Below are 18,077 nucleotides of genomic sequence, written 5' to 3' on the forward strand. Positions count from 1 at the left end.
AGTCGCGCCGGGCCTCACGGCGCGGGCGACGCCCCGACCGCGTCGAGCCGGCTGCGTGCGAGCGAGCGCCGCGCCCGGTCGTATCCCGCCCAGGGATCGGCCCGGAGCCGCGCGAGCCGCCGCGGCACGGTCCGGAGCGTGTGGCGGTCGGGCGGCGCGCGGGGGGAGAGCTCGTCCCAGGCGAGCGGCACGGCCACGGTCGCGGCTGGGCGCGCGCGCGTGGAGAACGCCGCGATGGAGGTGTTCGTGCGGTTGTTGCGCAGGTAGTCGAGCAGGATCTTCCGCTCGCGGCCCGCCTTCGCGTAGGCGACCGTGAACCGGGAGGGGTCGTGCCGCGCGAGCGTCGTGGCGAGCCCGCGCGCGAACGCCAGGCACTCGCTCCACGGGCGCTCGGGCACGAGCGGCGCGACGACGTGCAGCCCCGCGCCGCCCGTGGTCTTGACGAAGGCGCCGAGCCCCAGGGCGGCGAGCGCGTCGCGCAGCAGCCGCGCCGCGCGAACCACCTCCGCCCAGCCCACCGCGGGCCCCGGGTCGAGATCGAGCACCAGCCGGTCGGGCTCCTCCAGCCGGTCGACCGTCGAGCTCCAGGTGTGCAGCTCGAGGACGTCCATCTGGACGATCGAGAGGAGCGCCCGGGCGTCGTCCACGACGAGGTACTCTCCGAGCTTCGTCCGCTCCGGGATGCGGACGCGGCGCACGGCGTCCGGTGCCCAGAGCTTCGAGTGCTTCATGTAGCGGCACTCGCCGGCGAGCCCGTCCGGGCAATGCACCAGCGTGAGCGGTCGCCCCGCGAGGTGCGGCACCATCGCGTCCGCGACCGCCTCGTAGTAGCGGGCGAGGTCCCGCTTCGTGACGCCGAGGTCCGGGTACATCACGCGGGCGGGGCTGGAGATGCGCACGCCGCCGATCTCCTCGGCCTCGCCCGCCCCGGGCGAGCGCGAGCGCCGGGGCACGCGCTTCTCCGTCGGGGTCGCGGTCGAGGTGGCGGTCGAGGTCGCGCCCCCGGCCGCCCGCTCGCGTACGACGTCCTCGGGGCGCTTGTCCTCGCGGAGCCCCTGGAACGACGGGTGGCGGATCTTCCCGTCCGCCGTCCACTCGGTGAAGGCGACCTCGCACACGAGCTCGGGCCGGACCCAGTGCGCGTTGCGGCCGAGCCAGCCGCTCGGCCGCGGCGTGAACGGGCTCGAGTCGGTCGGAAGGCCGGCGAGCCGCTCGCGGAGCGCGCGAGCGCTGGCGTTCGTGAAGCCGGTCCCGACCTTGCCCGCGAACCTGAGCGCGCCGCCCTCCCGGTAGCCGACGAGCAACGCGCCGATGGCGTCGCGCGCCGCGCCCTCGGGATCGGTGAAGCCGCCGATGACGAGCTCCTGCCGCAGCACGCACTTCGTCTTCACCCAGGTCGCGTTGCGGCCCGCGCGGTAGGGCAGGTCGGAGCGCTTCGAGACGATGCCCTCCATCCCGAGCTTGCACGCCTCGCGGTGGACGTCGGGCCCGCGTCCCTCGAAGTGCGGCGCGTACCGGACGACGCCGCCGTCGCCCAGGAGCCCCGCGAGCGCGGCCTTCCGCTCGAGGAGCGGGCGGGAGGTGAGGTCCTCGCCGTCCAGGTGGAGCAGGTCGAACGCGAAGTAGACGAGGTCGCGGCGTCCCCCGTGGAAGGCGTTCTGCAGCGCCTGGAAGCTCGTGCGTCCGTCCGGCAGCACGGCCGCCACCTCGCCGTCGAGGAGCGCCGACCGGACCTTCAGCCGCCGCGCCGAGGAGGCGACCTCCGGGAACTGCGCCGTCCAGTCCTTGCCGCGGCGGCTCCAGAGCGTGACCTCGCCGCCGTCGACCGCGCAGCCGATCCGGTACCCGTCGTACTTCACCTCGTGCACCCACGCGGCACCCTCGGGCGCCCCGGAGACGAGGAGCGCGAGCTGCGGGCGGTAGGGCGGGAGCCTTCGTCGGGAGGTCACATCCGGAAGATGCGGGCCCCGAGCCGGGGTGGCCAAGCCCCCGGGACCGGAGGTCGTCTACCGGCGCGCCGGCGGCGGCGTGGCGCTGCGGGGGTCCTCCGGCCAGGCGTGGCGCGGGTACCGGCGGCCGAGCTCGCGGCGCAGGGCCGGGTAGTGGCGCTCCCAGAAGCCCGCGAGGTCGGTCGTCACCTGCACGGCGCGCTGGTTCGGCGCGAGCAGGTGCAGCACGAGCGGCACCTTGCCGCCGGCGAGCGCCGGCCCCTGGGCCAGGCCGAAGAAGTCCTGCAGCCGGCTCTCGATCCACGGCGGCTTGCCGGTCTCGTAGTGGACGCGCGTGGTGCGGCCGCCGGGCAGGGTGACGCGCTCGGGCGCGAGCCGCTCGAGCGCCGCGCGCGCCCTGGGGTCGAGCCGCGCGAGGAGCGCGCTCGGCAGGTCCGCCTCCCGCAGCTCGGCGAAGCTCCTCCGGCCGGCGCACAGCTCGCGCAGCGCCGCCGCGAGCTCCTCGTCGGTGGGCGCGACGAGCCCGGAGTCCGGCGCGTGGGCGGCCGCGAAGGCGATCCGCGCGACGACCCGGTCGAGCGCGCCCTCCGGCGCGAACGCGCGGGGGCCACGCGCGAGCGCCTCGGAGGCGAGCAGGGCCGCGACCTTCTCCGGGTCGGCGCGCGGCGCGCGCGACTCCTCCAGCACGAGATCCTCGTACACGAGCCGCTCGGTCGCCTCCACGCGCTCGGCAGCAGCGTTCCACTGCACCGCCTCCTCGTAGCGGAGCGCGTCGGGGAACAGATCGAGGAGCATCTCCTCCGTCACGCCGCTGGCGATGCGGACGCGGGCCTCGGCCGCGCGCGCGCCGGGAACGCGCCGGTCGCCGCGCCGCTCCTCCGCGTCCACGGCGACGAGGAGCGCCGCCTCCCGCACCACGCTCGCGGCGTCCAGCCGCGCGCTGCCGCCGCCCACGAGGACCACCTCGTCCGACCCCGGCGCGCGCCGCCGCGCGACGCGGTCCGGGTAGGCGGCGAGCGTGGCGAGCAGGAGCGCGTGCTCCGCGGGCGTGGTGCCGGGGAGGAGGGTCGCGGTCGAGGTCGGGATCGAGGTCGTCCCTCGACTCCGCTCCGCCGCCTCCGCGGCGGAGCTACGCTCGGGATGAGCGGGCGAGAGATGCGCGGTCGGGGTCGCGGTCGAGGTCGTCGCGGTCCTCACCAGCCGCTGGAGCTGCCTCCGGCTGCGCTCGACCGCCTGGACCGCGCCGGGGTTGAGCCCCATCCGCCGGAGCCGCTCGGGCTCGAACCGCGCGCGCGCCGCCTCCTCGAACGCGTGCGCGAGCTCGAGCAGGTCGGAGGGGCCGGTCGGCGGCAGCGCGCCGCCGTCGAGGGCGCGCCGATCGCGGAGCTCGCGCTCGCCGAGGAGGGCGGCGAGGAGCGCACCGCCGTCCGGCGCGCCGCGCGCGGCCGCCTCGAGGGCGAGGCGCGCGAGGCGCGGGTGGACGGGCAGGCGGAGCATGCGGCGGCCGAGCCCGGTGATCGCGCCGCCGCGATCGAGGGCGCCGAGCCGGAGCAGCAGCGCGCGCGCCACCTCGAGGGCGGCGGGCGGCGGCGGCTCGAGCCAGTCGATCCGGCCGCCGGCCTCCAGGGCCGAGGCGGCGAGGAGCGTCTCCGCGAGATCCTCGCGGAGGATCTCCGGCACCTCGAACTCGGGGCGGGTGTCGTGATCGTGGCGCGTGTAGAGGCGCAGCGCGCGGCCGGGGCGGGTGCGCCCGGCGCGGCCGGCGCGCTGGGCGGCGGAGGCGCGGCTCACCTTCCGCACCTCGAGCGTCGGGAGGCCGGACCACGGCGAGTGCGACGCGACGCGCGCGAGCCCGGAGTCCACCACCGCCACGACGCCCTCGATCGTCACGGAGGTCTCCGCGACGTTGGTCGACAGGATCACCTTGCGACGCGCCCCCGCGCGCACCGCGCGGTCCTGCTCCTCGGGGGGCAGGTCGCCGTGCAGCGGGAGCAGGTCGACCGCCGTCGCGGCGGCCCACTCGGAGAGCGCCTCCCGCGCTCGCCGGATCTCCGCGGCGCCGGGAAGGAACACGAGCACGTCGCCGTCGAGCCCTTCACGGTGCAGCCGCCGCACGGCGCGCGAGACCAGCTCCTCGAGGCGCGCGTCCGGCCGCGCGGCCTCCTCGGGCGACAGGTACTCGACGGCCACCTCGAAGCGCCGGCCCTCGGAGCGGAGCGAGGCCGCGCCGAGGAACCGCGCCACCGGCGCCGCGTCGAGCGTCGCGGACATCGCGACGAGCTTCAGGTCGGGGCGGGTGGTCCGCTGCAGGCGCCGGAGCAGCGCGAGCGCGAGGTCCCCCTGGAGGTGCCGCTCGTGGAGCTCGTCGAGCACCACCGCGCCCACGCCCGGGAGCAGGGGCTCGGCGAGGAGCCGGCGGGTGAGGAGGCCCTCCGTCACGAAGCGCAGCCGCGTGCGCGGTCCGGCCACCTCCTCGAAGCGGACCTGATAGCCGACCGTCTCGCCGACGCGCTCGCCCAGCTCCTCTGCCACCCGCCGCGCGGCCAGCCGCGCCGCCAGCCGCCTGGGCTCGAGCACCACCACCTCGCCCGCGCCCGCCAACCCGCCGGCCAGGATCGCGGGGGGCACCCGCGTCGTCTTGCCCGCGCCGGGCGGGGCCTCGATGACGAGGGAAGGCGCCGCCCCGAGCGCGGCCAGGGCGTCGGGCAGGATTTCGTCGATCGGCAGGCGCTGCACGGCGGGGTTGTACCCGAGGACGGCGTCAGCAGCGACGGCCGGCCTCCCGCGGCTGCGGCAAAATGTCGCGGCGCCGATGTCGTCCAACCCCGCATCCCCGGCTCACGGGGCGAGCCGTCGGTTGGCCGCCTGCCATACCGGATGAGACACTCCCGCTACCCATTTGGGAGGTCCTCGTGGCGCGTTCCGCATCCCTCAGCAACCGGTTCGTCATCTCGCTCGTCGCCGTCCTCTCGCTCACCGTGGCGCTCACCGCGTACGTGACGCGCACGGCGCGGGAGCGGCAGCTGCTCGACGCCGCGTCCGGCGAGATGCTCGCCAACGTGGCCGCGTTCGAGGCGGCGGTCGAGGCCGACGCGGAGGGGCTCTCTCGCGCGCTGACCGTGCTGTCCCAGGCCGAGCGGCTGCTCGCGCCGTTCGCGGCGGGAGACCGCGACGCGACGCTCGCGGCGGCGACGCCGCTCTTCCAGGAGCTGAAGGCGAAGAACGCGATCACGCACATGTACTTCATCGAGCCCGAGGGCCGCGTCTTCCTGCGCGTCCACAAGCCCGAGCAGCGGGACGACGTGCTGAAGCGCGCGACGTACCTGGCCGCGGCGAGGACGGGCCGCAACGCCCACGGGATCGAGCTCGGCAAGAACTTCTTCTCGCTGCGGAGCGTCCGGCCGGTGTCGCTCGGCGGGGCGCAGGTCGGCTACCTCGAGGTCGCCGAGGAGATCGATCACCTCTTCGCGCAGACGAAGCGCGTCACCGGCGAGGAGGTCGCGCTGTTCCTGCGCTCCGACTACCTGCGCGCGAAGGGGGCCGAGCCCGCGTCGAAGGAGGTGGTCGGCGAGTTCCAGGTGCTCGAGGCGACCGATCGCGCCCTGGCGCACGAGCTCGGCGCGGTCGTCGGGCTCGGCGACGGGCTCGAGGCGCCGGTGGCCCGGCTCTTCCGGCGCGGCGACGCCTGGTACGTGGCGGGGATCGGGCCGCTGCGAGACGCGGAGGGGACGGTCGCCGGCGTCCTGTTCTTCTTCCGCGACGCGACCGCGCTGCACGCCGCCGCGGTGCGCGACGGGTGGATCACCATCGCCCTCTTCGCGGCGATGATGGCGCTCGCGGGCGGGCTCCTCTACGCCTCCCTCCGCCGCAGCCTGGTCGCGCTGCGCGAGGCCGCCGCCGTCTCCGCGCGGATGGCCTCCGGGGACCTCACCGTCGAGATCGACGCGCCGGGGGCCGACGAGGCGGGCCAGGTGCTCTCCGCCATGCGCGACACGGCCGGCCAGCTGCGCGGCGCGGTGGGGGAGGTCCGCGACGCGGCGGGGGGGGTGGCGGCGGGGAGCGACAAGCTGCGCGGCGGCGCCGAGCTCATCTCGCGTACCACCTCCGAGCAGGCCGCCGCCGCCGAGGAGGCCGCGGCGTCCGTCGAGGAGATCTCCGCGACCATCACCGCGACCGCGCGGGACGCCGACGAGGTGGAGAAGGCGGCGCTCGCGTCGGCCTCCGCCGCGGAGGAGGGCGGCCGGGCCGTCGCGGAGGCGGTCGGGGCGATGCGCCAGATCGCCGAGAAGATCGGGATCATCGAGGAGATCGCGTACCAGACGAACCTGCTCGCGCTGAACGCCGCCATCGAGGCGGCGCGCGCCGGCGAGCACGGCAAGGGCTTCGCGGTCGTCGCCGCCGAGGTGAGATCGCTCGCCGAGCGCAGCCGCGGCGCGGCGATGGAGATAGGCGAGCTCTCCGGCTCGACGGTGGCCGTCGCGGAGCGGGCGGGGGCGGTGCTCGGCGCGCTCGTGCCGGACATCCGGCGCACGGCGCAGCAGGTCCGGGAGGTGGCGGCCTCGACGCGCGCGCTCGCCACCGGGGCCGCGCAGATCAGCGGGGCCGTGCAGGGGCTCAGCGCAGGCGTCCAGCACACGGCCGGCGCGGCGCAGGAGATCGAGGCCACCGCGCGCGATCTCGACGATCGCGCCGCGGCGCTCCAGGCCGCCATCGGCTTCTTCCGGCTGGAGGAGCAGGCGGCCGCGCGGGCGTTGCTCGCCCCCGGCCGCCGCGCCGCCTGACCTCGCTCCGCTCTCCGATCGACGTGCGCGCCGAGCTCATGGCCGTGATCACTCCGGTCGAGCCTTCCCGCTCGCCCTTCCCCCCGAGCCTGTCGAGGGGTCAGGGGCGAGCGGATCACGGAATGCCGCTCGCGGTGAGCCTGTGTACGAACCGCGAGCGAGCCGGTTCGACGCGAGCGGCCACGGCCATCAGGCCGGCTCGGGCTCCGGGATCTTCGGGGCCGGCGGAACCGCGGCCGCGACGACCAGCTTGAGCTTCGCCCCGTCCGGCTCCACCTCGACCCGGACCGTGCCGCCGTCGTGCAGCTCGCCGAACAGGATCTTCTCGGCGAGCGGCTTCTTCACCTCGTTCTGGATGAGCCGCGCCATCGGCCGGGCGCCCATCTTCCGGTCGAACCCGTGCTCGGCGAGCCACGCGCGCCCGGCGGGCGTGAGCTCGATGCGCACCTTGCGCTCGGCCAGCTGAGCCTCGAGCTCCTTCACCATCTTGTCCACGACCCGCGCGATCACCTCGGGCGGCAGCGAGTCGAACGCGACCCACGCGTCGAGCCGGTTGCGGAATTCCGGGCTGAAGGTGCGCTCGATCGCGTTCCGCGCGTTGCCTGGGTCCGACACGTCCGAGCCGAAGCCGACGCGGCGCGCGGAGAGCTCCTGCGCGCCCGCGTTCGTCGTCAGGACGAGGATCACGTGGCGGAAGTCCGCCTTGCGGCCGTTGTTGTCGGTGAGCGTCGCGTGATCCATGACCTGCAGCAGCAGGTTGAAGATGTCCGGGTGGGCCTTCTCGATCTCGTCGAGGAGGAGCACGGCGTAGGGCGTCTTGCGGATGGCGTCGGTGAGGAGCCCGCCCTGATCGAACCCGACGTACCCGGGGGGCGCGCCGATGAGCCGCGAGACGGTGTGCTTCTCCTGGTACTCCGTCATGTCGAAGCGGAGGAACTCGACGCCGAGGATCCGCGCGAGCTGCTTCGCGAGCTCGGTCTTCCCGACGCCGGTGGGGCCGGAGAACAGGAAGTTGCCGATGGGCCGCTCGGGCGAGCCCAGCCCGGAGCGGGAGAGCTTGATCGCCGAGACGATGGCCTCCACCGCGGCGTTCTGGCCGAAGATGACCTTCTTGAGCTCGGGCTCGAGGTTCCTGAGCTGCACCTCGTCGTCCGCGGAGACGGTGCGCTCCGGGATCTTCGCGATCTTGGCGACGACCCGCTCGACGTCGCGCGCGGTGACGCGGTGGCGCCGGCGCCCCTCCGCGCGCATGCGGTCCCGCGCGCCGGCCTCGTCGAGGACGTCGATGGCCTTGTCCGGCAGCTGCCGGTCGTTGATGTGCTTCGCCGACAGCTCCGCGGCGGCGCGCAGCGAGCGGGGCGTGAACACCACGCCGTGGTGCTCCTCGTAGACCTTCTTCAGCCCGCGCAGGATGCGGATGGTGTCGTCGACGCTCGGCTCGTGGACCTCGATCTTCTGGAAGCGGCGCGCCAGCGCGTGATCGCGCTCGAACGTCTGCTTGTAGTCGTGGAAGGTGGTCGAGCCGATGCAGCGCAGCTCGCCGGACGCGAGCGCGGGCTTGAGGAGGTTCGAGGCGTCCATCGAGGAGCCGGTGGTCGCCCCGGCGCCGACGATGGTGTGGATCTCGTCGATGAAGAGGATCGCGTTCGGCGTCTTCTTGACGCCGGCGATGACGCCCTTGAGCCGCTGCTCGAACTCGCCGCGGAACTTGGTCCCGGCGAGCAGCGCGCCCATGTCGAGCGAGTAGATGGCCGCCTTCTCGAGGACCGCGGGGACCTTCTTCTCGTGGATGCGCAGCGCGAGCCCTTCCACGATGGCGGTCTTGCCCACGCCGGGCTCGCCCACGAAGACGGGGTTGTTCTTGCGCCGGCGGCACAGCACCTGGATGGTCCGCTCGATCTCGAGGTCGCGGCCGATGAGCGGATCGATGAGCCCCTGGGCGGCGCGCTCGTTCAGGTTGACGGTGAAGGTCTTGAACGGATCCTTCACCGTGCGGGGGCCGCCGCCCTCGTCGCCGCCGTCCTCCTGCGGCTCGTCCTCGCCGCCGCCCTCCTTGCCGATCCCGTGCGAGATGTACTGGAGGATGTCGAGCCGCCTCACGCCCTGCTTCTCGAGCAGGTAGACGGCGTGCGAGCCGCGCTCGCGCGTGATCGCCACGAGGACGTCCCCGGCGTTCAGCTCGGTGCGCCCGGAGCCCTGGACGTGCCAGGCCGCCCGCTGCAGCACGCGCTGGAAGGCGGCCGTCTGCTCCGGGTCCTGCGCCGTCCCGAGCGACTCGAGGGTGCGGTCGAGGTACTCCTCGAGCTCGCGCTCGAGCAGCTTCAGATCCGCGCCGCACGCGAGCAGCACCTCGGACGCGATCTTGTCGTGCGTCATCGCGTGGAGGAGGTGCTCGAGCGTGACGTACTCGTGCCGCCGCCGCCGCGCCTCCGCGACCGCCGCCTGCAGCGTCTGCTGTAGCTCCTTCGACACCGTCACCATGCCTACTCCGGCTCGACCGTCACGAGGAGCGGGTACTCCGCCTCGCGCGCGAGCGCCATCGTCTTCTCCGCCTTCGTCTCGGCGATCTCGAAGGGATAGATACCGGCCAGGCCGACCCCGTGCATGTGAACGTGCAGCATGATCCGGTGCGCGCTCTCGGGATCGTGGTGGAAGACCGTCACGAGCACCCAGTCCACGAACTCCTGGGTGGTGTAGTCGTCGTTGTGCAGCAGCACGCGGAACAGCGACGGCCGCTTCGTCTCCTTCTCCGCCTTCGTCCGGGGGACGACGACGTCCGTGTCGCCCCCGGGGCGGGACCGCTCTGCCATGGGCTCACATTCTAAGCGTACGCTCTCGACCCCGCGCACGCCGCCCTCCGCCGCCGGGACGCGTCGCGGTGTCGCCGTCCGGCCTGCGCCCGCGGGGCGCGCATGCCCCCTGGCGGGGCCGGTCCTGCGCGGTTCGCCCGCGGCCGTGGCCCGGACCGGCGAGGCAGCGCCCGGTCGTCCGGGAGCTGGCGCGGCGGCCCTCCGTACGCCGGCGACGGCGGCGCGCTGCTCGCGGGCGGGCATGGCCATCAGGCGCCGGCCGGACGATCGCCGGCGTCGAGATCCCAGCGGCCGCGCAGCGTCGGCCGGTCGAGGGCGCGCCCCAGCCGCGCGAGGAACTCGGCGCGCGGGATCTCGCGCGCGCCGAAGCGCGCGAGGTGCTCGGTGCGGACCTGGCAGTCGATGAGCCGGACGTCCCAGCGCGCGAGCCACTCGACGGAGCGGACGAAGGCGACCTTCGAGGCGTCGGGGCGATCGGCGAACATCGACTCGCCGAAGAACGCCCCCCCGAGCGAGACCCCGTAGAGGCCGCCGGCGAGCGCCTCGCCCTCCCACGCCTCGAAGGAGTGGGCGAAGCCGAGCCGGTGCAGCCGCACGTAGGCGTCGATCATCTCCGGCACGATCCAGGTGCCGTCCTGGCCCGGTCGCGCGCGGCCCGCGCAGCGCCGGACGACGTCCTCGAACGCGCGGTCCGCCGTGACGCGGTACCGGCCCCGCCGGATGGTGCGGGCGAGGGAAGCGGACACGTGCAGCCGCTCCGGCTCGAGGACGAGGCGAGGGTCGGGCGACCACCAGAGGATGGGCGTGTCCTCGCCGTACCAGGGGAAGATGCCCGCCGCGTACGCGGTGAGGAGCCGCTCCGGCGAGAGGTCCCCGCCGACCGCGAGCAGCCCATCGGGCTCCGCCAGGTCGGGATCCGGGAACGACACCTCGCGCGGGAGCCGGTAGATCGCCACGCGCCGAGTGTAGTGCGGAGGAGGGCGAAATTCTCGCCGGAGGAGCGGCGCGCGCCCCTCCGGCGAGAGCGCTGGAGCCGCTAGAACCTCCCCGCCCAGCCCACGTAGGTGGGGGCGCTGACGACCGGGTCGCGGTCGGTCGTGCCGAGCCCGTCGCGGAACGCCACGCGCCGCTCGCGACGGTCCGCCTCGCGGGCCTCGTAGGTCGCGTGGATCACGCCCACCGCGGCGCCGACGAGCAGCCCCGCGCCGGCGCCGATCATCATGTCGCGCTGCCAGTCGTCCCACTCGTTGATGAGCGACACGCCCGTGCCCACGAGCAATCCGGCGACCCCGCCGTACGCCGCATCGGTCGCGACGGTGGCCATCGGGTTCGGCCGCTCACGCCGCTCGACGATCACCTGCGTCTCGGTTCCGGCGGCAGGCGGCGGAGTCACCACCGTCGTCGAGGACGGCGGCGGCGCCGTGGTCGTCCCCGGCTGGCCGCTCGGCGGGGTCACGACCACCTGCTGCGAGGCGCCGCCGGGAGCGGCGGTGGTCCCTCCCTGCGCGGGCGGCTGCTGCTGCGATGGCGGCTGCTGCGCCGGCGGTGGCTGCTGCTGCGGCGGCGTGTACGGTTGCTGGTACGTCGTCCCGGACTGTCCCAGCGCCGGGCCCGCGACGGCGAGCGCCGTCGCGAGTAGCGTTCCCTTGAGCATCCCCTCACCTCCCGAACCCGAAGATGGGGTGGGAGGGCGATCCCGGCAAAGGATGACGTCCTTCGAGTGGATGCCTAGAGCGGAGCCCCGCTCGGTCTGAGCTCCCCCCTAGCTGCGGAGCGCGACGAACTCCTTCAGCGCCTCCCGGATGGACGACTGGACGTGCGCCGGGACCTCCGGGAGCGGGGCGGCCTTGCAGAGCGCGAGCGTCCTCTGGAGCGACTGGCAGCGCGCGTCGCACGCCGGGCAGCGGGCGAGGTGACGCTCCATGTCGGCGCACAGCGTGGCGCTGATCTCGCCCTCGAGGTGCTTCGAGAACAGCTCGACGATGTCCGGGCAGGGCTCCGCCGCCGGCGTCGCGGGGGCGGGCGCGGGGGCCTCCGCACCCGGGATCCCGAGGAGGGGCGCCACGGCCGCGCGCACCGCCACCCGCGCGCGATGCAGGCGGCTCTTCACCGCCTCGACGGACAGTCCCATCACCTCCGCCACCTCGGGCGCGGTGAGCCCCTCGACGTCCCGCAGGACGAGCACCTCGCGGTACATGGGATCGAGGGAGCCGATGGCCTGCTCGAGCGCGACCTCGATCTGGCGACCGGCGAGCGCGTCGTCGGGCGGTCGACCGGGGTCGACGATCTGCAGCGCCGCCTCTCCCGGCTCGCGCGCGTCGAGCGACTCCTCCTGCTCCGGGGCGAACTTGGAGCGCCGCCGCTTCTTGATGCAGAAGCTCCGCGCGATCGTGTAGAGCCACGTCGACACGGAGGAGGCGCCGCGGAAGTCTTTCACGTTCCGTGCGACCGCCAGCAGGGTCTCCTGCAAAATATCCTTTGCGTCCTCCTCGTCACGGCACATCTTCAGGCCGAAGCGGTACACGCTCCGTTGATGCCGTGCCAGGAGCGCCTCCAGCGCCCGCCGGTCGCCCGCGCGGGCGCGTTCGAGGAGCTCGGTGTCGTGGGCGTCCATGTGGGGTGGGTCGTAACCCGGAGCCGTCGATGGAACAAGCACCGCGTCGCCGCCGCGACCGTCCGCGCCTCGCGCGCCCAGCGCGCCTCATGCGCGTGACCGACGACCGTTACGACCGCCCGACCGCGCATGGACGGGGACGCCGGGTCACGCGCGGGCAGTCCGCCGAGCAAGAACCCGAGCCCCTCGCCCCTTCCGAGACCTTCCGTCGATCCTTGATCCAAGACAATTTACGCCCCGACGCGGGCCCGGCAGCACCTGCACGCCGTCCACGGGGGCCGCGCAAACAGCGATGAGCGCACTCTTCTCTCCCAGATCCAACGGCATCTTCCGTCTCGTCATCGCGATCGTCGTGGCCGGCGCCGCCGGGACGGTGGGGGCGCTGATGATCTTCGCCCGCATCCCGGCCGGCACGGGCCAGGCGAAGCAGGTCGGCCAACCGGTGCAGTTCGACCACCGCCACCACGTGCAGGACGACCTCATCGACTGCCGCTACTGCCACACCACGGTCGAGCGGGCGGCGAGCGCCGGGATCCCGCCCACCGAGCTCTGCCTGAACTGCCACTCGCAGGTCTGGAACAAGAGCCCGCTCCTCGACCTGGTCCGGGCGAGCTGGTTCGCGAACAAGCCCATCGAGTGGGTGCGCGTCCACCGCGTGCCGGACTTCGTCTACTTCAACCACGCCATCCACGTGAACAAGGGCGTCGGCTGCGTCGAGTGCCACGGGCGGGTCGATCTGATGCCGGCGATCGAGCAGGTCGCCCCGCTCACGATGGGCTGGTGCCTCGACTGTCACCGCGACCCTTACCCGCGTCTCCGCCCGCTCGAGGAGATCACGAACATGACCTGGGAACCCGAGGGCGACCGCGTCGCGCTCGGTAAGCAGCTGGCGAAGAAGTACGACGTGAAACCCCGGACGAGCTGCTACACATGCCATCGCTAGGCCTCCCCATCTACGGTCAGAAGACGGCGCTCGAGACGCGCCGCTGGAAGAGCATCGAGGAGCTCGAGGGGCGCGGGGAGGCCGAGGCCGGGGAGTTCCCGGAGGGCGCCGCCGAGACGCCCGACGGGTTCTCTCGCCGCGGCTTCCTCCAGATCCTGGGCGCCTCCGTGGCGCTCGCGGGCCTCCAGGCCTGCAAGCCGCCCCGCGAGAAGCTCGTACCCTACGTGCGCGGGCCGGCCGGGGTGACGCCCAGCGTCCCCGTCGCCTACGCGACGGCCGCGAGCGAGGAGGGCTACGCCGTCGGCCTCGTCGTCCAGGCCTTCGAGGGCCGGCCGGTGAAGATCGAGGGCAACAAGCTCCACCGCGCGAGCCTGGGGGGAACGGACGCCATCCGGCAGGGGCTCGTGCTCGAGCTGTACGACCCGGCGCGCCTGCGCGGCTTCACGAAGCAGGGGCGCGCGCTCGCGTGGTCGGCGCTGCTGCAGGAGATCGCGGCGCTCGGGCGCGAGCACGACAAGGACGGCGGGGCCCGGCTGAGGTTCCTCGTGGCGCCGACCAGCTCGCCGACGCTGGGAGACCTGCGCCGGCGGCTCCTGGAGCGGTTCCCGAAGGCGCGGTTCGTGGCGTGGTCGCCCGCCGCCGGCGGCGCGGAGCGCGGCGGCGCCGAGATCGCCTTCGGCCGCCCGCTCGACGCGACGTACGAGGTCGCCAAGGCGGACGTGATCCTCTCGCTCGACTCGGACTTCCTCGCCACCGAGGGCGAGCACCTGCGCCACGCGCGCGAGTTCGCGTCGCGGCGCGAGGGCGAGCGGATGAACCGCCTCTACGTGGCGGAGCCGCGCCACTCGGTGACCGGCGGCATGGCGGATCACCGGCTGCGCATGCGCGGCGCCGAGGTCGGCGCGTTCGCGCGCGCGGTGGCGGCGGAGCTCGCCGGGCAGGGGCTCGCGGCGCTGAAGGCGCTCGGGGCGCCCGCCGCCGGCCCGCACGCGAAGGCGGCGCGGGCGATCGCGAAGGACCTCGCCCGCGCCAGGGGCCGGTCCCTCGTCGTCGCCGGCGCGCGGCAGCCGCCCGCGGTGCACGCGCTCGCCGCCGCCATGAACGAGGCGCTCGGCAACGCCGGCGCGACGGTGCAGTGGCGCGCGCCGGTGCTGCTCGACGCGCAGGTCGGCCCCGCGCCGCTCGCGGAGCTCGCCGGCGAGCTCCAGGCCGGCAAGGTCGACACGCTCGTCGTCACCGCCTGGAACCCGCTCTACACCGCCCCCGCGGACCTCGACCTGCGCGCCGCGTTCGGCAAGGCGAAGAACACCCTCGTCCTCGCGCTGCGGGACGACGAGACCGTGCGCGCGGCGAGCTGGAAGCTGGCGGCGAGCCACCCGCTGGAGTCGTGGGGAGACCTCCGCGCCCGCGACGGCAGCGTCTCCATCGTGCAGCCGCTCATCACCCCGCTGCACGAGAGCGCCACCGAGCTCGAGCTGCTCGCCGCGTTCGTCGGGGAGGGCGACCGCGGCGCCTGGCGCCTCGTGCGCGACGGCTGGCGCGTCCGCTCCGGCGCGCCGCCCGCGCCGCTGCCGCTCTCCGGGCCGGCCGCGGCGGCGAACCCGGCGGACACGAACCGCCCGCGCCCCCCCGATCCGTACGACCGGACCTGGGAGGAGTGGCTCGCGGCGGGCCTGCTCACCGAGAGCGCCGGCCAGCCCGAGCAGGCGTCGGTCGACGGGGGCCGCGTGGCCGAGGCGCTCGGGAAGCTCCCCCCGCCCGCGGGCGGCATCGAGCTCGGGTTCACCCCCGACTACAAGGTGTGGGACGGCCGGCACCTCGAGAACGCCTGGCTCCAGGAGCTGCCGGACCCGATCACCAAGCTCACCTGGGAGAACGCCGCGCACCTCTCCCCGGCCACCGCGCAGCGGCTCGGCCTCTCCTCCGGCGACCTCGTGGAGCTCTCCCGCGGCGGCCGCAGCGTGGTCGCGCCGGTGCTGGTCGTCCCGGGCCACGCCGACGAGGCGGTCACCGTCGCCCTCGGGTACGGCCAGCGGGCCGCCGGCCCGGTGGGCCACGGCGCCGGCTTCGACGCCTACGCGCTCCGCACGAGCGACGCGACCTGGTTCGCCGGCGGCGCGGAGCTGAAGAAGACGGGCAAGCGGACGGATCTCGCCGTCACCCAGGGTCACTTCTCCATGGAGGGGAGGGCGATCGCGCTCGCCCTCGACCTCGGGGAGCTCGACCACGCGAAGCCGGAGCTCGACGAGCACCGCGGCGAGGTGCCCACCATCCTCCAGCCCGTCGACTACTCCGGCGAGACCTACAAGTGGGGGATGTCGATCGACCTGTCGCGCTGCATCGGCTGCGGCGCGTGCACCGCGGCGTGCCAGGCGGAGAACAACATCCCGGTGGTCGGCAAGGAGCAGGTGCTCCGCAGCCGCGAGATGCACTGGATCCGCGTGGACCGCTACTTCGAGGGACCGGCGGACGACCCCAGGTCGGTCAGCCAGCCGCTCGCCTGCGTCCACTGCGAGATGGCGCCCTGCGAGTACGTCTGCCCCGTGAACGCCACCGTCCACTCGGACGAGGGCCTGAACGAGATGGTCTACAACCGCTGCGTCGGCACGCGGTACTGCTCGAACAACTGTCCGTACAAGGTGCGCCGCTTCAACTACCTCGATTACCGAGGGGAGATGGCGCCCACGCTGCAGATGCTCATGAACCCGGACGTCACCGTCCGGAGCCGCGGCGTGATGGAGAAGTGCACCTACTGCACCCAGCGCATCCAGCGCACCCGCATCGACGCCCGCGTGGCCGGCCGGAAGATCGGCCCGGACGAGGTCGTGCCCGCGTGCGGGCAGGCGTGCCCCGCGGAGGCGATCGTCTTCGGCAACCTCAACGACCCGCAGTCGCGCGTCTCGCGCAAGCACGCGGACGCCCGCCGGTACGACCTGCTGCACGAGCTCGGCACCCGGCCGCGCACCGCCTACCTCGTCAAGCTCCGCAACCCGAACCCCGAGCTCGCATGAGCACCGCCCAGAAGACGCTCGAAGAAGCCCACGCGCTCGAGGGTGCGCCGGTCCTCGTGGGCCGCCCCGACGATCGCGCCCTCACCGAGAGCCTGCTCGCGCCGGTCCTCGAGCCGACGCGCAAGGGCTTCGTCGTCCTGCTCGTCGCGCTGCTCGGCGGGGTGGGCTTCTGGCTCGTCTCGCTGGGGACGACCCTGTTCGTGGGCATCGGCGCCTGGGGCAACAACATCCCGGTCGCCTGGGCCTTCGACATCACCAACTTCGTCTGGTGGATCGGCATCGGCCACGCCGGCACGCTCATCAGCGCGATCCTCCTGCTCTTCCAGCAGCGGTGGCGCACCTCCATCAACCGCTTCGCGGAGGCGATGACGCTCTTCGCGGTGGCGATGGCGGGCCTCTACCCCATCATCCACCTCGGCCGCCCCTGGCTGTTCTGGTGGCTCATCCCGTACCCCTCGACGAACCAGATCTGGCCGAACTTCAAGAGCGCGCTCCCCTGGGACGTGTTCGCCATCTCGACCTACGGCACGGTCTCCTTCCTGTTCTGGTACCTCGGGCTCATCCCGGACCTCGCCACCCTGCGCGACGCCGCCAAGAGCCGCACCCGCCGGATCGTGTACGGGATCATGAGCTTCGGCTGGCGCGGGTCGGCGCGCCACTGGCAGCACTACCGCGTCGGCTACCTGCTCCTCGCCGGCCTGTCCACGCCGCTCGTCGTCTCCGTCCACACCATCGTCTCCTTCGACTTCGCCATCTCGCAGCTGCCCGGCTGGCACACGACGATCTTCCCGCCGTACTTCGTGGCGGGCGCGATCTTCAGCGGGTTCGCGATGGTGATCACGCTGATGATCCCGGCGCGCCGAGTGCTCGGCTTCAAGCACGTCGTCACCGAGCGTCACCTCGACAACATGGCGAAGGTGATCCTCGCGACCGGGCTGATGGTCAGCTACGGCTACGCGATGGAGCACTTCATGGCCTGGTACTCCGGGTCTGGGTACGAGGCCTTCGCGTTCCTGAACCGCTGGACCGGGCCCTACGCGCCCATCTGGTACATGCAGCTCGTCTGCAACGTGCTCGCGCCCCAGCTCTTCTGGTTCCCGTCGATGCGGCGCAGCGAGGTCGCGCTGTTCGTCGTCGCCATCCTGGTGAACGTCGGCATGTGGGCGGAGCGGTTCGTCATCATCGCCGTGTCCCTCACCCGCGACTTCGTCCCGTCCTCCTGGGCCATGTACGTGCCGACCTGGGTCGACTGGGGCCTGCTCTTCGGCTCCATGGCGACCTTCGGCCTCCTGTTCCTGCTCTTCCTCAGGTTCCTGCCCGCCATCCCGATCTTCGAGGTGAAGGAGCTCCGGCGCGAGCTCGAGCACCACGGGCCGGGCGTGCACATCCAGTCGCCGGCGGACGCCCCCGGCGCGCACGTCGAGGACCCGGAGGAGGTGCCATGAGGGCCTACGTCCTCGGCGAGTTCGAGCGCGAGCACGCGCTCCTCGACGCGGCGCGGACGCTGCGCGCGCGCGGCGAGGCGAGGCTCGACATCCACTCCCCTTACCCGCTCCACGGCACCGACGAGGCGCTCGGGCTGAAGCGCTCCACCGTCCCGCTCGTGGCGCTGATCGCCGGCGTGACGGGGGCGGCCACCGGCTACTTCATCCAGTGGTACATGGTCGCGTTCGACTGGCCCATCAACGTCGGCAACCGCCCCCCGCACAGCGCGCCGGCCTTCATCCCGGTGACCTTCGAGCTCGGCGTGCTGTTCGCCGCGCTCGCCATCTTCTTCGGGCTGCTCGGCGGCTACTTCGGCTTCCCGCGCACGCACCACCCGGTCTTCGAGGTGGAGGCGTTCCGCTCGGCGAGCATCGACGCGCTGTGGCTCTCGGCCGAGGTGGACGGCAAGGACGCCGAGCCGCTCGCCGAGGAGCTGCGGCGGCTGGGCGCGCGCCACGTGTCCATCGTCCCGGAGGCGAAGTGA

At 73.8% G+C, this 18,077-nt stretch carries 12 protein-coding genes; 5 read left to right on the forward strand and 7 right to left on the reverse strand.

The window, feature by feature from the left end; genetic code table 11:
* Positions 1–14 precede the first annotated feature (14 nt).
* Both ligD and ANAE109_RS04265 read right to left on the reverse strand, forming a co-directional pair.
* On the reverse strand, positions 15–1,949 hold the full coding sequence (ligD, locus tag ANAE109_RS04260; protein WP_143827895.1) for a DNA ligase D: 1,935 nt from the start codon (positions 1,947–1,949) through the stop codon (positions 15–17).
* Positions 1,950–2,006: 57 nt separating this feature from the next.
* Positions 2,007–4,685 carry an ATP-dependent helicase C-terminal domain-containing protein gene (locus tag ANAE109_RS04265; RefSeq protein WP_041448118.1) on the reverse strand — a complete coding sequence of 893 codons (2,679 nt, stop codon included), beginning with the start codon at positions 4,683–4,685 and terminating at the stop codon, positions 2,007–2,009.
* Between the two features lie 176 nt (positions 4,686–4,861).
* Here ANAE109_RS04265 and ANAE109_RS23235 point away from each other — a divergent pair, with 176 nt between their 5' ends.
* Entirely contained in the window at positions 4,862–6,730 is a 1,869-nt protein-coding gene (locus ANAE109_RS23235; protein ID WP_011985151.1) for a methyl-accepting chemotaxis protein, read from the forward strand.
* A 189-nt stretch (positions 6,731–6,919) separates the two neighbouring features.
* On the opposite strand, the gene clpA is transcribed toward ANAE109_RS23235, so the two are convergent.
* The 5 genes from clpA to ANAE109_RS04295 form a co-directional block, all read right to left on the reverse strand.
* Entirely contained in the window at positions 6,920–9,211 is a 2,292-nt protein-coding gene (gene clpA / locus ANAE109_RS04275) for an ATP-dependent Clp protease ATP-binding subunit ClpA (RefSeq protein WP_011985152.1), read from the reverse strand.
* A gap of 2 nt (positions 9,212–9,213) precedes the next feature.
* Complete coding sequence (locus ANAE109_RS04280) at positions 9,214–9,540, reverse strand: ATP-dependent Clp protease adaptor ClpS (RefSeq protein ID WP_011985153.1); 327 nt, start codon at positions 9,538–9,540, stop codon at positions 9,214–9,216.
* A 248-nt stretch (positions 9,541–9,788) separates the two neighbouring features.
* Entirely contained in the window at positions 9,789–10,496 is a 708-nt protein-coding gene (gene aat / locus ANAE109_RS04285; RefSeq protein WP_011985154.1) for a leucyl/phenylalanyl-tRNA--protein transferase, read from the reverse strand.
* Positions 10,497–10,576: 80 nt separating this feature from the next.
* Positions 10,577–11,194, reverse strand: coding sequence for a hypothetical protein (locus ANAE109_RS04290; protein ID WP_011985155.1), 618 nt, complete (start codon positions 11,192–11,194; stop codon positions 10,577–10,579).
* Positions 11,195–11,302: 108 nt separating this feature from the next.
* The gene (locus tag ANAE109_RS04295) at positions 11,303–12,154 is read right to left on the reverse strand and encodes a sigma-70 family RNA polymerase sigma factor (protein WP_011985156.1); all 852 of its coding nucleotides are present in this window, start codon (positions 12,152–12,154) and stop codon (positions 11,303–11,305) included.
* Between the two features lie 292 nt (positions 12,155–12,446).
* Here ANAE109_RS04295 and ANAE109_RS04300 point away from each other — a divergent pair, with 292 nt between their 5' ends.
* Genes ANAE109_RS04300 through ANAE109_RS04315 form a run of 4 tightly spaced genes read left to right on the forward strand, consistent with a single transcriptional unit; the run spans position 12,447 to position 18,077 of the window.
* On the forward strand, positions 12,447–13,097 hold the full coding sequence (locus ANAE109_RS04300; protein ID WP_011985157.1) for a cytochrome c3 family protein: 651 nt from the start codon (positions 12,447–12,449) through the stop codon (positions 13,095–13,097).
* Positions 13,085–16,108, forward strand: coding sequence for a TAT-variant-translocated molybdopterin oxidoreductase (locus ANAE109_RS04305; protein WP_011985158.1), 3,024 nt, complete (start codon positions 13,085–13,087; stop codon positions 16,106–16,108). The genes ANAE109_RS04300 and ANAE109_RS04305 overlap by 13 nt, the downstream gene beginning before the upstream one ends.
* Positions 16,105–17,553 (forward strand): NrfD/PsrC family molybdoenzyme membrane anchor subunit, encoded by a 1,449-nt coding sequence (gene nrfD, locus ANAE109_RS04310; RefSeq protein WP_011985159.1) that lies wholly within the window; start codon positions 16,105–16,107, stop codon positions 17,551–17,553. The genes ANAE109_RS04305 and nrfD overlap by 4 nt, the downstream gene beginning before the upstream one ends.
* Positions 17,550–18,077 carry a DUF3341 domain-containing protein gene (locus ANAE109_RS04315; protein ID WP_011985160.1) on the forward strand — a complete coding sequence of 176 codons (528 nt, stop codon included), beginning with the start codon at positions 17,550–17,552 and terminating at the stop codon, positions 18,075–18,077. The genes nrfD and ANAE109_RS04315 overlap by 4 nt, the downstream gene beginning before the upstream one ends.

Origin of the sequence: Anaeromyxobacter sp. Fw109-5 (assembly GCF_000017505.1) — a bacterium.
Taxonomy (GTDB): domain Bacteria; phylum Myxococcota; class Myxococcia; order Myxococcales; family Anaeromyxobacteraceae; genus Anaeromyxobacter.

What these genes read in the sequence shown, in the direction of transcription:
- ANAE109_RS04300 (WP_011985157.1), top strand. Translation starts at nt 12,447, where the DNA reads ATGAGCGCACTCTTCTCTCCCAGATCCAACGGCATCTTCCGTCTCGTC.
- ANAE109_RS04280 (WP_011985153.1), bottom strand. Translation starts at nt 9,540, where the DNA reads ATGGCAGAGCGGTCCCGCCCCGGGGGCGACACGGACGTCGTCGTCCCC.
- ANAE109_RS04305 (WP_011985158.1), top strand. Translation starts at nt 13,085, where the DNA reads ATGCCATCGCTAGGCCTCCCCATCTACGGTCAGAAGACGGCGCTCGAG.
- clpA (WP_011985152.1), bottom strand. Translation starts at nt 9,211, where the DNA reads ATGGTGACGGTGTCGAAGGAGCTACAGCAGACGCTGCAGGCGGCGGTC.
- ANAE109_RS04290 (WP_011985155.1), bottom strand. Translation starts at nt 11,194, where the DNA reads ATGCTCAAGGGAACGCTACTCGCGACGGCGCTCGCCGTCGCGGGCCCG.
- ANAE109_RS04295 (WP_011985156.1), bottom strand. Translation starts at nt 12,154, where the DNA reads ATGGACGCCCACGACACCGAGCTCCTCGAACGCGCCCGCGCGGGCGAC.
- ANAE109_RS04315 (WP_011985160.1), top strand. Translation starts at nt 17,550, where the DNA reads ATGAGGGCCTACGTCCTCGGCGAGTTCGAGCGCGAGCACGCGCTCCTC.
- nrfD (WP_011985159.1), top strand. Translation starts at nt 16,105, where the DNA reads ATGAGCACCGCCCAGAAGACGCTCGAAGAAGCCCACGCGCTCGAGGGT.